The sequence below is a fragment of the Spirillospora sp. CA-128828 genome (genome assembly GCF_050945415.1).
Taxonomy (GTDB): Bacteria; Actinomycetota; Actinomycetes; order Streptosporangiales; family Streptosporangiaceae; genus Spirillospora.
Map to the genome: position 1 here is coordinate 6,588,879 of NZ_CP191986.1, position 13,542 is coordinate 6,602,420.

Sequence of the window (13,542 nt, forward strand, 5' to 3'; positions counted from 1 at the left end):
GGACCGACCAATCAGATCCGGCGCGGCGTGCGAAGTATCCGCGGGCATGGCGAAGAAACCGGTCGATCCGGCGTCGCGGCAACGTAGCCCAGCGCCACGGAACGGCGCCGCCGCGGCGAGCACCCGGAGACCGGCGAGGGTTCCACGATGCCGACACTCCATCCAGCCGGGGGAACGTCCAGGGCACGGGTCGTCGCAATGGTCGCCGCCGGGGGCATGCTGCTCGCGGGCGGGCTCGCGGGGCTCGCGCCGAGGCAGGGCACCGCGTCCAGCCACCGCGAGGCGCCGCTCATCTCGGGGCAGCCGCAGTACGACAACACCGACGTCTACGCGTTCGTCAGTCCGGACAAGCCGGACACCACCACGCTGATCGCGAACTTCATCCCGTTCGAGGACCCCGCGGGCGGGCCCAACTTCTACAAGTTCGCGCGGGACGCCCGCTACGACATGAACGTCGACAACGACGGCGACTCGCTCCCCGACCTGACGTTCCGGTTCGAGTTCCACGACCGGCTGAAGAACGGGAACACGTTCCTCTACAACACCGGTCCGGTGACGAGCCTGGACGACCCCGACCTCAACTTCACGCAGACCTACGACCTGACGCTGGTCCGGCGCGTGGACGGCCGGCTGCACAGCATCCACAAGCTCGTCGACAACGCCCCGGTCGCGCCGTCCAACGTGGGCAAGGCGTCCATGCCCGACTACGCGAAGCTGCGCTCCCAGGCCGTCAAGTCGGCGGGGAACGGGGTGACGTCGTTCGCCGGGCAGGCCGACGACTCGTTCTTCCTCGACCTGCGGGTGTTCGACCTGCTGTACGGGGCGAACCTGAAGGAGGTCGGCAACGACACCCTGAGCGGCTACAACGTCAACACGGTCGCGCTGCAGGTGCCGACCAGTCATCTCGTCAAGGGCAAGGACCCGGTGATCGGGGTCAACTCGACGGTGTCGCGGCTCGGCGCGTCCGGCGGGTACACGCAGGTGTCGCGGCTCGGGAGCCCGCTGGTCAACGAGGTGGTCATCCCGCGCGGCAAGAAGGACACGTTCAACGCCTCCACGCCGTGGGGGGACGCCCAGTTCGCCGGGTTCGTCACCGACCCCGAGCTGCCGAAGCTGATCGAGAAGATCTACAAGATCCCGGCACCGCCCGGACCGCGCAACGACCTCGTCCAGGCGTTCCTCACCGGCGTGCCCGGCCTGAACCAGCCGGCGAAGGTGCGGCCGGCCGAGCTACTGCGGCTGAACACCTCGATCAAGCCGGTCGCGAAGCCGAACCGGCTGGGCGTGCTCGGCGGCGACAAGGCGGGCTTCCCGAACGGGCGGCGGCTCACCGACGACGTCATCGACATCTCGCTGCAGGCCGTCGAGGGCGAGCTGCTCGGCAAGAAGAACGACCTCGGCGACGCGGTCAACGCCAACGACGTCGGGTTCGAGAAGTCCTTCCCGTACGTGGCGCAGCCCCATTCGGGGTCGGACGTGCGCGGCGCGCAGAAGCCCGGGTCCAAGAAGTCCGGGGCGAAGGCGTCCGGCGCGTCGAAGAAGAAGGACGGCGAGACCGTGAACTTCCTCAACGCCGGCGCGACCGAGAGCACGTCCGGGTCGGACGACGACGGCGGGATGATCCCGCTGCTGCCCACCGCGGCGCTGGCCGGCGCGGGGACGTTCGTGCTGACCGGCGGGCTGCTGTGGTGGCGGCGCAGGCGCCCCGCGACGGGACGGCACGAGAGCTGATGCGTCCCCTTCTCACCGGGGCCTCGGTGGCGGGGCTCGTCGCGGCGCTCACGCTCGGATCGGCGGTCCTGTTCGGCCGCTCGTCCGGCGCGCCCGCCGCGGCGAGCCCGGCCGGGGTTCCGGGCTCCGGCATCGCCGGCCTGCAGAAGCGGCTGCGCGAGCAGCCCCATGACGCCGCGGGCTGGGCGTCGCTCGGGGCCGCGTACGTGGAGCAGGCCCGGCTGACCGCCGACCCGACCTACTACCCGAAGGCCGACGAGGTGCTGCGCCGTTCGCTGCGCGAGGCGCCCGGCAACGACGGCGCGCTGGCCGGGCTCGGCGCGCTGGCCGCGGCGCGGCACGACTTCCACGGGGCGCTGCGGTACGCGGACGGCGCGCTCAAGGCGAACCCGTACGGGCAGCGGGCCGCGGCCGTCCGGGTGGACGCGCTGGTCGAGCTCGGACGCTACGACGACGCCCTGGCCGCCGCCCGGCGCGCCGACACGACACGTCCGGGCATCCCGATCTTCACGCGGCTGGCGTACGTGCGGGAGCTGCGCGGGGAGGTCACCGAAGCACGCCGGGTCCTGGAGCTGGCCCGTGATTCCGCCACCGATCGCGGCGACCTCGCCTACATCGCGACACAGCTGGGCGAGCTGGCCTGGAACGACGGCGACCTCGGCCGGGCGGGACACGAGTACGCCGAGGCGCTGCGCCTCTCCCCCGGCTCCATGCCCGCGTTGGACGGACGGGCCCGCGTCCGCGCCGCGCAGGGCGACACGGCCGCCGCGCTCAAGGACCGGGCGGAGATCGTCCGGCGGCTGCCGTTGCCGCAGTACCTGACCGAGTACGGGGAGCTGCTGGAGTCGGAGGGCCGCCGGGACGAGGCAAAGGGGCAGTACGCGGTCGGCACGGCGTGGGCGCGGATCGCCAAGGCGAACGGGGTCGACGCCGACCTGGAGACCGCGCTGTTCGAGAGCGACCACGGCGATCCGAAGGAGGCGCTGCGGGCGGCGCGCGCCGAGTACGAGCGGCGCTGCCCGGGTGCGGACGTCCGGCAGTGCAGCGTGCACTCGGCGGACGCGCTGGCCTGGGCGCTGCACGTCAACGGGCGGGACGACGAGGCGCTGCGCTACGCCCGCCAGGCGACGGCGACCGGATACCGCCGCGCGCAGTTCCGCTTCCACCTCGGCACCATCGAGAAGGCGCTCGGGAAACGCGCCGAGGCCCGCCGTGACCTGGCCGAGTCGCTGCGCCGCAACCCGGGTTTCGCGCCGCTGTGGGCGCCTCGCGCCAAGGCGGCCCTGGACGATCTGGGAGGTGCGCCGTGATCGCGCTCGCCCTCGCCGCCGGGATGCTCGCCGCGCATCCCCTCGGCAACTTCACCGTGAACCGCTATGACGGGCTGGTCGTGGCCCCGCACGAACTGCGGATCGACCACGTCGAGGACCTCGCCGAGATCCCCGCCGCGCAGGCGATGCCGGAGGTCGACACCGACGATGACGGACGTCGGTCCGCCGCCGAGCTGGCCGCCTGGGCGGACGGGTCGTGCCGGAGGGCGGCGTCGTCCTTCCGCATCACGGTGGGCGGACGCGCCGTGACCGCGTCCGTCGCGTCCGCGGCCGCCACCGCGCCGCCCGGGCAGGCCGGGCTGCCGACGCTGCGGCTCGAATGCCGGGTCACCGCGCCCGCCGGGCCGGGCGCGATCTCCTTCCGGGACGCCGGGACGGCCGGCCGGATCGGCTGGCGGGAGATCACCGCGCGGGGCGACCGGATGACGCTCGCCGCGTCCGATGTGCCGGAGTCGTCGCGCAGCCGGCGCCTCACCGCCTACCCGGAGGACATGCTCGCCTCGCCGCTCGACCAGCGGTCGGCGACCCTGGACGTGCGGGAGGGCGGACCGCCGCTGGCCGCGCCCGCGTCCGGCACCGGGCCCGAGCGGCTGCTGCCGCGCGGCACGGACGGGCTCACGCAGCGGTTCACCTCCCTCGTCGCCCGGCACGACCTCACCCCGGGTTTCGCCGCGCTCGCGTTCCTCATCGCGCTGCTGCTCGGCGCCCTGCACGCGCTCGCCCCCGGCCACGGCAAGACGATCATGGCGGCGCACGCGATCGGGAACGGGCGGCGGCGGACACGGGACGTCCTCACACTGGGGCTGACGGTCACGCTCACCCACACGGTCGGTGTGCTCGCCCTCGGCCTGCTCGTGACGACCGGTTCGCTGCTCGCACCGGACACGCTGTTCCCCTGGCTCGGCGCGGCGGGTGGCGTCCTCGTCACGGCGGCGGGAGCCCTGCTGCTGCGCCGCGCCCTCCACAACCGCCACCACACCCACGGGCACGGCCACGGGCATGGGCACGGCCACGGGCATGGGCACGGCCACGGGCATGGACATGGACATGGACACGGACATGGGCACGGGGCTTCGCGGCGGGGCGGGGTCGTGCTGATGGGGTTGGCGGGGGGCATGGTGCCGAGCCCGTCCGCGGTGGTCGTGCTGGTCGGCGGGGCGGCGATCGGGCGGGCGTGGTTCGGGGTCGTCCTCGTCCTGGCGTACGGGCTCGGCCTGGCCGCCGCGCTGGTGTCGGTCGGTCTTCTCGTCCTCGGTTCCGGGCGCGCCCTCGCGCGGCGCATTCCGGCCAAGCGGCTGCGGCTTCCAGGCGGAATGATGCCGATAGGGACGTCCGCCACGGTCGTCGTGCTCGGGCTCGGGCTCACGCTGCGCAGCCTCGTCGTGTGACGTCCGATCCGAGGCGGCCCCGGATGCGTAGTGCCGGAAGGACGGCCTACCGAGGGGAGCGCGGCATGCCAGCGGAAACGAGACCGCCGGAGAACGGCACGGTGTCCGGGCATGACGCCGAGGCGCTGCTCGGCCGGACGGCGCGTGGCGACGAGCGCGCGTTCGAGATGCTGTACGACGTGGTGGCGGCGCCCGTGCACGGGCTGATACGACGGGTCGTCCGCGATCCGGCGATGGCGGAGGAGGTGACGCAGGAAGTGATGATCGAGGTGTGGCGGACCGCGACCCGGTACGACCCGGACCGCGGCGGCGCGATGGCGTGGATCATGACGATCGCGCACCGCCGGGCCGTGGACCGGGTGCGGCGCGAGCAGAGCGCGGGCGAACGCGAGGCGCGGGCCGTCCACCCCGCCGCCCACCAGGGGACGGGCGCCGCGCACGACCCGGTGGGCGAGCGGGTGGAGGCCCGGCTGGAACACGAACGGGTGCGGCGCTGCCTGCGGACGCTGACGCACCTGCAGCGCGAGTCGGTGACGCTCGCCTACTACGGAGGGCACTCCTACCGGGAGGTCGCCGAACTGGTGGGGGCGCCGCCGAACACGGTGCGGACCCGGATGCGCGACGGCATCATCCGCCTGCGCGACTGCCTGGGGGTCGAACGATGACGACGGACGATCTGCACGCCCTCGCGGGCGCGTACGCGCTGGACGCGATCGACGACGCCGACGAGCGGCGGCTGTTCGAATCGCATCTGGCCGGGTGCGAGACCTGCGCGACCGAGCTGCGCGAGTTCCGGGCGACGACGGCCCGGCTGGGCACGGCGGTCGCCGAGGCCCCGCCGGCGCGGCTGCGCGCCCAGGTCCTGGCGGACATCCGGAACGTCCGGCAGCTGCCGCCGGTCTCCCCGCGCCGGGCGGCCACGGTGCGGCCGATGCGGCCGAGACGGTGGCGCCGCGGCGTGGCCGCCGGGTTCGCCGCCGCGGCGTGCCTGGTGACGGCCGCGTCCGTCGGGGTGGCGATCAACGAACGGCAGCGGGTGGAACGGTCGGAGGCCGCCTACCAGGACGTGGCGTCCGTCCTGTCGGCGCCGGACGCGCGCTCGGCGACGGGCCGCGCCGCCGGCGGCGGGACGGTGACGATCGTCGCGTCCGCGTCGCGCGGCCGGGTCGTCGTGGCGTCGGCGGGGCTGCGGACGCTGCCGTCCTCGCACGCGTACCAGCTGTGGCTGATCGACGCGGCCGGCCCCCGCTCGGCGGGCCTGCTCCCCGCGGACCGGAGCCGTCCGGTCGTCGCCGGGACGTGGCGCCCGTCCGACAAGCTGGGGGTCACCGTCGAGCCCGCGGGCGGCTCCGCGCAGCCGACCACGACGCCGCTCGTCCTGCTCAGCGCCCTCTGACCACTTGTCGTCTCTCTGACGATATGTGATCATTGCGGCATGTCGGTGAACGTTCCCCTGGGTCCGCTGCTCGATCCCGCCTTCCATCTCGGGTCGGTGCCCACCACGTGGGCGGAGCTGCTCGGTTTCGCGACGGGCGCGGTCAACGTGTGGCTCGTCGTCCGGCAGAACATCCTCAACTGGCCGATCGGCATCGCCAACGTGATCCTGCTCGGCCTGGTGTTCCTGGACGGCGGCCTCTACGCCGACGCCGGCCTCCAGGTCGTGTACGTCGCGCTGCAGGTGTACGGGTGGTGGGTGTGGCTGTACGGCGGAGAAGGCCGCGACCAGCTGCCGGTGAGGAGCACCCGGCGCGAGGAGTGGGCGGTGCTCATCGCGGCCGGTGCCGCCGGCACCGCGCTCCTGACGTGGGCGCTCTCCACCTGGACGGACTCGACCGTGCCGTTCTGGGACGCCCTGACCACCGCCATCTCCCTCATGGCGACCTACGGCCAGTCGCGGAAACTGCTGGAGTCGTGGTGGCTGTGGATCACGGCCGACCTCGTGTACATCCCGCTCTACTTCTACAAGGACCTCAAGCTCACGAGCGCCCTGTACGTCATCTTCCTGACCCTGTGCGTGTTCGGCCTGCTGGCCTGGCGCCGCGACCTGCGCGCGCAGGCGGTGAGCCCGGCTGCGGCGCCCGCATGACGTACGCGCACGGCCTCGTCATCGGCAAGTTCTATCCGCCGCATGTCGGCCATCAGCACCTGATCGACACGGCCGCCGCGGCCTGCGCCCGAGTGAGCGTGGTCGTCGCGGCGTCGACCGTCGAGAGCATCCCGCTCGCGCTGCGGGCGGGCTGGCTGCGCGAGATCCATCGGCAGCCGCATGTGGAGATCTTCCCGGTGGTGGACGACGTGGAGATCGACTATGACTCCGACGAGATCTGGTCGGCGCATGTCATGGCGTTCCGGGCGGGTCTCGCGATGCGGTCGGGTCTCGGCGTGCATGTGCCTCCGGTGGACGCGGTGTTCAGCTCGGAGGCGTACGGCCCGGAGCTGGCGGAGCGCTTCTCCGCCGTCCATGTCCCGGTCGACCCGCCGCGCGACCTTTTTCCGGTCAGCGGCACCGCCGTGCGGGACGATCCCGTGGGGAACTGGGAGTTCCTATCGCCGCCCGTCCAGGCCTATCTGGCGCGCCGGGTCGTGATCGTGGGCGCCGAGTCGACCGGCACGACGACGCTGGCCCGTGCGCTCGCCGCGCACTACGCCGGGCGGGGCGGCGTCTGGGCTGCGACCCGGTGGGTGCCCGAGTACGGCCGGACGTTCACCGAGGAGAAGCTGGCCGCCGCGCGCCGGCGGGCGGGCGACCCGTCGCTGTGGCTGGACGACCTGGTGTGGGAATCGGCCGAGTTCACGCAGATCGCGGAACACCACGCGGCTTTGGAGGATGCGGCGGCCCGGTCGGGGTCACCGCTGCTGGTCTGCGACACCGACGCGTTCGCCACGGCCATCTGGCACGAGCGCTACCTCGGCGTTCCGGCGCCGGAGGTGGAGTCCGTCCATGAACGGACCCCGCATCACCTCTGGATCCTGACCGATCCGGAGGGCGTCCCGTTCGAGCAGGACGGCTGGCGCGACGGCGAGTCGATCCGATCGTGGATGTCGGGCCGCTTCGAGGAGGAGCTTGAAAAGCGGGGCCTGCCGCACATAACCGTGAAGGGCCCCCACGAACACCGCCTGGCCACCGCCGTAACGGCGACCGACGCTTTGCTGGCCAAGGGCTGGACCTTCAGCACCCCACTGAAACCCTAGCCCTGGGCCACCTACTTACCCTGCCCAGGTGATGTCGGTGATCTGGAATTCCTTGATGTCGCGGAGCACCAGGTAGTCGATGGACACGTCGACATCGTCAAGCGAGACGGTGTAAGCAACTCCGACGTCGTCGAGCGGCTTTCCCGGTGGCGGCAGGCCCAGGTCGATTGCTGCGCCACCCTGCCAAGCAAGCTCACAGAGGTAGCCGACAAGGCGGACTTCGATCGGTTTCGGAAGGGAGGTATGGAGAATTTCACCCGCAGTCTCGGAGCAGAAGACCGTCCAGCCGCTCTTGGCCGTGGTCACTCTGCGTCGTCGTCTTCGAGCCCCCATCGGGCTCGGAGTTCGTCGATCGAGACCTTCTTGCCCGCCTCCATCTCGGCGATCGCCCTGGCACGCCGCTCCGCCCGGTCCGGCACCTGGCTGAACATGGCCTCCGCGTGCCATCCGGCCAGCAGGTTCGTGAGTTCGGCACCGAACTCCGCCCCCATGACCTCGCTGAGGAACTGCTCCCGCTTCTCCTCGGGCAGCCACTCGCGGATGCCCTTGATCGTCCGCGGTACCCGGCGGACACGGCCCATGGACGATAGTGGCGGTTCCAGTGGTTCTGCGCTCATGTCGCTCCTGACTCTCTCGTTCGGTCCCCGCTCACCCGTACGTCCGGGACCCTACAACCTCCCACCGACAGGACGGAGGGTCATTTCGAGAAACGCAGCGTATTGACCTCTGCCGGTGTAAGAGGACACAAAAGCGTTTTGTAGGTATAGGTGCGATCCGGGCGGGTTTGGTATTCGGGCCGGACGGGATTGGGCGTGTCCCCCACTCCGGTGACCGAATGGTCGATGTGGAGGGTGTTCCAGCCCGGGTTGCGGACGCGGGCGAACGGATACAGGGCGCGGTCCAGGTCGTCGTACGGGGTGACGCTCGCCTCTATGGTTCCGTCCATGCCTGCGGCCAGCAGACCGGATTGGCCGTCGGTCAGCATCGTCCAGCGGACGTCGTCGTGGTTGCCGTGATCCTGGGGCCGGTAGTACGAGACGTACTGCTGGTCGACCGTGGACGACCAGACGCCCATGGGCGTGCCGTCCTTGCGGTCGTTGTAGTTGCCGACCGGGCCGCGCCCGTACCAGGCGAACTGCTTGTACCGGTCGGGCACCTTGAGCGTGTATCCGACGCGGGGCAGGTAGGGAAGGCTTCTGACCTGGCCTTGCGGGACGACCTGGTGGGTCAGTTCGATCCGGCCGGCACCGTCGACGACGTAGGTGGCGGTCTGGTCGAACCAGGCATCGGGATGGTCTGGCGCAGCGGTCTTCGAATCGATCTCGACGGTCACACGGTCGCCGCCGGTGACGGTGACGCCGGTCGGTGTGGTGGCGAGGCGGTCCAGGCCGAGCCCGCGCCAGTCCTCGCCCTCGGCACGTCCCCAGGTGTAGGTCTCGTTGCTGATCGGGGGACGCCACACGTCGAGTTCCGGGCCGGTGCGGAGCAGTTCCCGCCCGCCGGCGCGCATGGACGTCATCGTGCCCTTGGACTTGTCGAAGACGTACCGGAATCCCTTGCCGGTGACGATGATTTCCTTCCCGTTATCCTCGCTCCTGACCTCGCCGGTGCCCTTCTTCTTGATTCCAGGGACTTCCGTCCCACCGGCGGGGAATTGACCGAAGCCCACCACGCGGCCGTTTTCCGCGGCTTCGACGGTCAGCCATCGTGCGACATTGGACGGATTGGCGGGTGGTGAAGGAATTCGGACTTCGCTTGAACCACCGGGCGGCAGTTTCACCGGCGAGACGCCCGAGGAAAGCGTCCGGGCGCCTTCGGTGTACCGCCAGCGCATCTGGACGGCGCTGGTGGCGAAGACCCGCTCGCTGGCGACGGACACCGTCCCGTCCCCGGCCCGGGTCACCCGCAGAGGCGACTGCACCCACGACAGCTGGGCCGTCTCCGGCTGGACGTACCGGTCGGAACCGACGAGGCCGTCATCGCCCGACAGGCTCTCGCCGTTCGACAGGAACGTGCCCTTGGTGTCGAAGCGGTCGAAGTCGAGCGCGAGGACGGCGTCCTTCTTCGGGTCGGCGCCCGCGCCGAGCTCGTCCGAGGTCAGCGCGCGGCCGTAGATGCGGACGTCGTCGATGGTGCCGTGCGCCATGCGGCCCCGGTAGCCGTCCTGCATGGTCTCGGAGTTGCGGGCGACGTTGACGTCCCCGGACGACCGGTCGATCTTCCCGGTGAACGGCACTGACGCGGCCTCACGGCCGTCGACGTACAGCCGGATGGCCGTCCCGTCGTAGGTGCCGGTGACCCGATGCCACGTGTCGTACCAGTTCGCCGGAACGGGTGCCCGGACGGTCCGCCATGTGCCGCTGTGGACGAAGAACTCCAGCGTGTTCTCGTTCGACATCTTCAGCGCGTACGAGTGGTCGCCCTTCCCCACGATCGTGAAGTCGCCCGTCCACGGGCGGACGGGCTTCACCCACGAGTCCAGCGTGACGGACGTCCCGGTCAGGTCGAAGCGGCGGTCGCGGTAGACCTCGACGAAGTCGTCCAGGCCGGAGAAGTACAGGGCCTTCCCGCGATGGCCGTCCACGGTCTTCGGCAGGCCCTGCAACCAGGCGAGGACGCCGTTGCCGGAGCCGTCCGGCGTCGTGACGACGGGCTGCCGCAGGTTGGCCTCGGCCCAGTCCCAGATGAACCCGCCCTGCGTCTGCGGATGCCGCCGGATCACCTCCCAGAACTCGCGGAAGTTGCCGAGGCTGTTGCCCATCGCGTGGGCGTACTCTCCCATGATGATCGGCTTCTGGGTGGCGGCCGCCTGCGCCTCGAGCCGCGCCGGGGTCGGATAGCGCGGGCCCCACACGTCCGCGAACGGAGCGTCGCCGTCCGGGCTGTTCGACTGGTGGTACAGCGGCCGGGTGGGATCTGCTGCGTCGGCGTAGTCGGCCATCTTGTAGTGCGCAGCGCCGAGACCCGCCTCGTTCCCGGTGTCCCACATGAGGACGCTCGGGTGGTTCTTGTCGCGAGCCATCATCGCCTGGAACCGGTCGAGGAACGCCTTCTGCCATTCGGGACGGTCGGCGAGGCAGTCACGGTCACCGGTCCGGTTACAGTCCTCCCAGTTGTGGGTCTCGATGTCGACCTCGTCGTCGATCCACAGCCCGCTCCGGTCGGCCAGTTCGTACAGGTAGGGGTCGGACGGGTAGTGCGCGGTCCGGAGGGCGTTCAGGTTGAGCGACTTCATCAGCGCCACGTCCGACTCCATGCGGGCGCGGGTCTGGTGCCGTCCGGTGTCGGGGTCGGTCTCGGGACGGTTCACGCCCTTGATGAGGATGCGTTTCCCGTTGACGAGGACCTGCCTGTCCTTCACCTCGATCTCGCGGAAGCCGAGCGTCTCGGCGGTGGTGTGGACGACGTGTCCCTGCGCGTCGGCCAGTTCGAGGACCAGTGTGTAGACGTTCGGTGTCTCATCCGACCACTTCGCAGGGTTCGTCACAGGCGCCGTCAACCGCACAGACGTGCTGTCACCCATGACGGACGTCTTTCCGGAGAAGCGCTGCACCGTCCGCCCCTGGGGATCCACGAGCGTGGCGCGAACGGTGTGCTCGCCTTGCGGCCCGTCCTTGCGGCCCACGACCAGACCCACGTTCAGAGTGGCGTTGCGGTAGGCGTCGTCCAGGTCAGTGGTGATGGTCGCGTCATGCAGATACGTCTTCGGAGTGGAGTAGGCCCAGACGGAGCGGAAGATGCCGCTGTACCGCCACTGGTCGTAGTCCTCCATGTAGGAGCCGGAACTCCAGCGGTGCACCTGGACGGCGACCTTGTTGGCGCCCTTGTGCACGAGGCCGGTGATGTCGAACTCGGCCGGGGTGTAACCGCCCTGGTCGTAGCCGGCGTACTTCCCGTTCACCCACACGAAGTACGCGCTGACGACGCCTTCGAAACGCAGGAACGTACGGCGGCCGTCCCAGGAGCCCGGCACGTCGAGCGTCTTCACGTAGGCGCCGGTCGGGTTGACGTCACGCGGCGTCTTGGGCGGGGCGTCCGGCCATACCTCGGTGGGGATGTTGCGGAACATCGGATGGTCGAGCCGGTCGCGCTGCCACGTGTGCGGCACCTTCACATGGCGCCAGCCGGACGTGTCGTAGCCCTGCTCGTAGAAGCCCTGCGGCACGTCGGCGGGACGGTCCGCGAGCGCGAAACTCCAGTCGCCGTCCAGCGACTTTGTCCATCGTGAGGGCTTCCCAGTCATCGCCTGGCGGGCGTTCTCATAGGGGCGCAGGACGGAGTGCGGGGTCTCCTGCCCCTCCCCCACCATCTCGGGATCGTCCAGATAGGTGTAGACGTCCGACGGCGGCGCGGCCCCGGGCCGAGCGGCGGCGAGGCCCTGCAGCGCCGACGCGACCAGCGCGAACGCCGCGAGGCACAAGATCAGGACGCGGTACACGTATCGATCATCGTTGCCGCGGGCGGGGAATCGGGGGAACGCGGTCATCGGCGCGGCGCCTCCTCGCGGGCAGGCCCCCTGACGCCCGAGCTGGATCAAGTACACCCGTCTAGATCAAGTACACCTGGGACGCTAGGTGCGCATCACACGATGGTCAACGCATGGAGTCAGGAGTGGCGCTTCATGCCAGCGGAGACGGCCGCGCTTGGCGTTCCTCGCCTGTTTCGGACCCGCCGTCCCGATCGGACGGGCGGTCGAGGCGGAAAAGGTCCTCGTCGATCCGGTCGAGGGCGAGGCGGACGGCGCCGAGCCCCACCGACTCGTCCCCCAGCTCGGACGCCTCGATCCGGACCGGGCTCAGGCACAGCGGCCGGACCTGCCGGCGGAGCTCGGCGACGAGCGCGTCACCGGCCCCGACCAGCGGCCCGCCGACCACGATCGTCTCGGGGTCGAGGGCGAGCGCCATCGCCGCGACGCCGCGCGCCATCCGCGCGGCGAGCCGCTCCACCACGGCCTTCGCCTCGGGGACGCCCTCCACTGCCGCGTCGAGGACCTTCTCGGCCTCCTCGGAGGCGGGGCCGGAACCGGCGCCCGACACCAGGGCGGCGGTCGTGTCGCGCAGGCCGAGTTCGTCCAGCATGCCGATCTCTCCGGCGGCTCCCCAGCGGCCCCGGTGCAGGCGCCCGCCGATGAGCGCCCCCATGCCGGTGTGCAGGGCCGCGTAGACGCAGACGACGTCGTCGGCTGCGCGGGCGGCGCCCCGCCACCGCTCGGCCATCGCCGCGAGGTTCGCGTCGTTCTCGACCGCGACGGGGCAGGGGAACGAGCGTCCCAGCTCGCGCGCCAGGTGGACGCCCTCCCAGCCGGGCACGACCGTGCAGGACGTGACCGTCCCGTCCGGGGCGACGACGCCGGGCGTGCCGGCGGCGACCGCCCAGAGTGACTGCCGGTCGACGCGCAGGTCGGCGAGGCACGCCTTGACCGCGGCGCGCACCCCCGCGATCCGCTCGCCGGGCGGGTCCTGGGCGTCCAGGGCGGCGCGGTGGCCGCCGACGACCTCGCCGGTGAGGTCGGCGACGAGGAGCCGCACCCGGTGCGCGTCGATGTCGATGCCGAGGGCGTGACCGGCCTCGGCGCGGAACCGGTACCGGCGGGCGGGACGGCCGAGCCCGCCGCCCGGACGAGGCGCGTTCTCGGCGGCCAGGCCGCGGTCGATCAGCTCGCCGAGCACACCTTCGGTGGTGGGCCGGGACAGCCCGACGCGGCGGGCCAGCTCCGACAGCGTGGCCTCACCGCCGTCGCGCAGCGCCCGCAGCGTCGCGGCGGAGTTGAGCCGGCGGAGCACCGACGGGTCGCCCCCGTGGAGAGAGTGTTGCGGCACGGCACCCCTTGACAGCGATCGGCGGACGGACGACATTATTGCCAATCTACTTATGAAAGAACCTTGCATAACGGTGGTATC

The 13,542-nt window shown here is 71.3% G+C and carries 11 protein-coding genes; 7 read left to right on the forward strand and 4 right to left on the reverse strand.

What is annotated here, in order from left to right; translation table 11 throughout:
- Window positions 1-147: 147 nt before the first annotated feature.
- From ACQPXG_RS31820 to ACQPXG_RS31850, 7 genes are all read left to right on the forward strand, one after another.
- The gene (locus ACQPXG_RS31820) at window positions 148-1,731 is read left to right on the forward strand and encodes a DUF4331 domain-containing protein (protein ID WP_433462826.1); all 1,584 of its coding nucleotides are present in this window, start codon (window positions 148-150) and stop codon (window positions 1,729-1,731) included.
- On the forward strand, window positions 1,731-3,041 hold the full coding sequence (locus tag ACQPXG_RS31825) for a tetratricopeptide repeat protein (protein WP_433462827.1): 1,311 nt from the start codon (window positions 1,731-1,733) through the stop codon (window positions 3,039-3,041). The genes ACQPXG_RS31820 and ACQPXG_RS31825 overlap by 1 nt, the downstream gene beginning before the upstream one ends.
- Window positions 3,038-4,450, forward strand: a complete 1,413-nt coding sequence (locus ACQPXG_RS31830) for a High-affinity nickel-transporter (protein ID WP_433462828.1) — start codon at window positions 3,038-3,040, stop codon at window positions 4,448-4,450. Before ACQPXG_RS31825 ends, ACQPXG_RS31830 begins: the two co-directional genes overlap by 4 nt.
- Before the next feature lie 65 nt (window positions 4,451-4,515).
- The gene (sigK, locus tag ACQPXG_RS31835) at window positions 4,516-5,115 is read left to right on the forward strand and encodes an ECF RNA polymerase sigma factor SigK (protein ID WP_433462829.1); all 600 of its coding nucleotides are present in this window, start codon (window positions 4,516-4,518) and stop codon (window positions 5,113-5,115) included.
- Entirely contained in the window at window positions 5,112-5,846 is a 735-nt protein-coding gene (locus ACQPXG_RS31840; RefSeq protein WP_433462830.1) for an anti-sigma factor, read from the forward strand. Before sigK ends, ACQPXG_RS31840 begins: the two co-directional genes overlap by 4 nt.
- Before the next feature lie 39 nt (window positions 5,847-5,885).
- Window positions 5,886-6,536, forward strand: coding sequence for a nicotinamide riboside transporter PnuC (gene pnuC / locus ACQPXG_RS31845; protein WP_433462831.1), 651 nt, complete (start codon window positions 5,886-5,888; stop codon window positions 6,534-6,536).
- Complete coding sequence (locus ACQPXG_RS31850; RefSeq protein WP_433462832.1) at window positions 6,533-7,642, forward strand: AAA family ATPase; 1,110 nt, start codon at window positions 6,533-6,535, stop codon at window positions 7,640-7,642. The genes pnuC and ACQPXG_RS31850 overlap by 4 nt, the downstream gene beginning before the upstream one ends.
- A 15-nt stretch (window positions 7,643-7,657) precedes the next feature.
- Here ACQPXG_RS31850 and ACQPXG_RS31855 read toward each other — a convergent pair whose 3' ends face one another.
- From ACQPXG_RS31855 to ACQPXG_RS31870, 4 genes are all read right to left on the reverse strand, one after another.
- Window positions 7,658-7,948: a hypothetical protein gene (locus ACQPXG_RS31855; RefSeq protein WP_433462833.1), complete on the reverse strand. Its 291-nt coding sequence runs from the start codon at window positions 7,946-7,948 to the stop codon at window positions 7,658-7,660.
- The gene (locus ACQPXG_RS31860) at window positions 7,945-8,259 is read right to left on the reverse strand and encodes a hypothetical protein (RefSeq protein WP_433462834.1); all 315 of its coding nucleotides are present in this window, start codon (window positions 8,257-8,259) and stop codon (window positions 7,945-7,947) included. Before ACQPXG_RS31860 ends, ACQPXG_RS31855 begins: the two co-directional genes overlap by 4 nt.
- 80 nt (window positions 8,260-8,339) lie before the next feature.
- Window positions 8,340-12,128 (reverse strand): glycoside hydrolase family 2 TIM barrel-domain containing protein, encoded by a 3,789-nt coding sequence (locus tag ACQPXG_RS31865; protein ID WP_433462835.1) that lies wholly within the window; start codon window positions 12,126-12,128, stop codon window positions 8,340-8,342.
- Window positions 12,129-12,261: 133 nt separating this feature from the next.
- Window positions 12,262-13,461 carry an ROK family protein gene (locus tag ACQPXG_RS31870; protein ID WP_433462836.1) on the reverse strand — a complete coding sequence of 400 codons (1,200 nt, stop codon included), beginning with the start codon at window positions 13,459-13,461 and terminating at the stop codon, window positions 12,262-12,264.
- Between the last annotated feature and the right edge of the window lie 81 nt (window positions 13,462-13,542).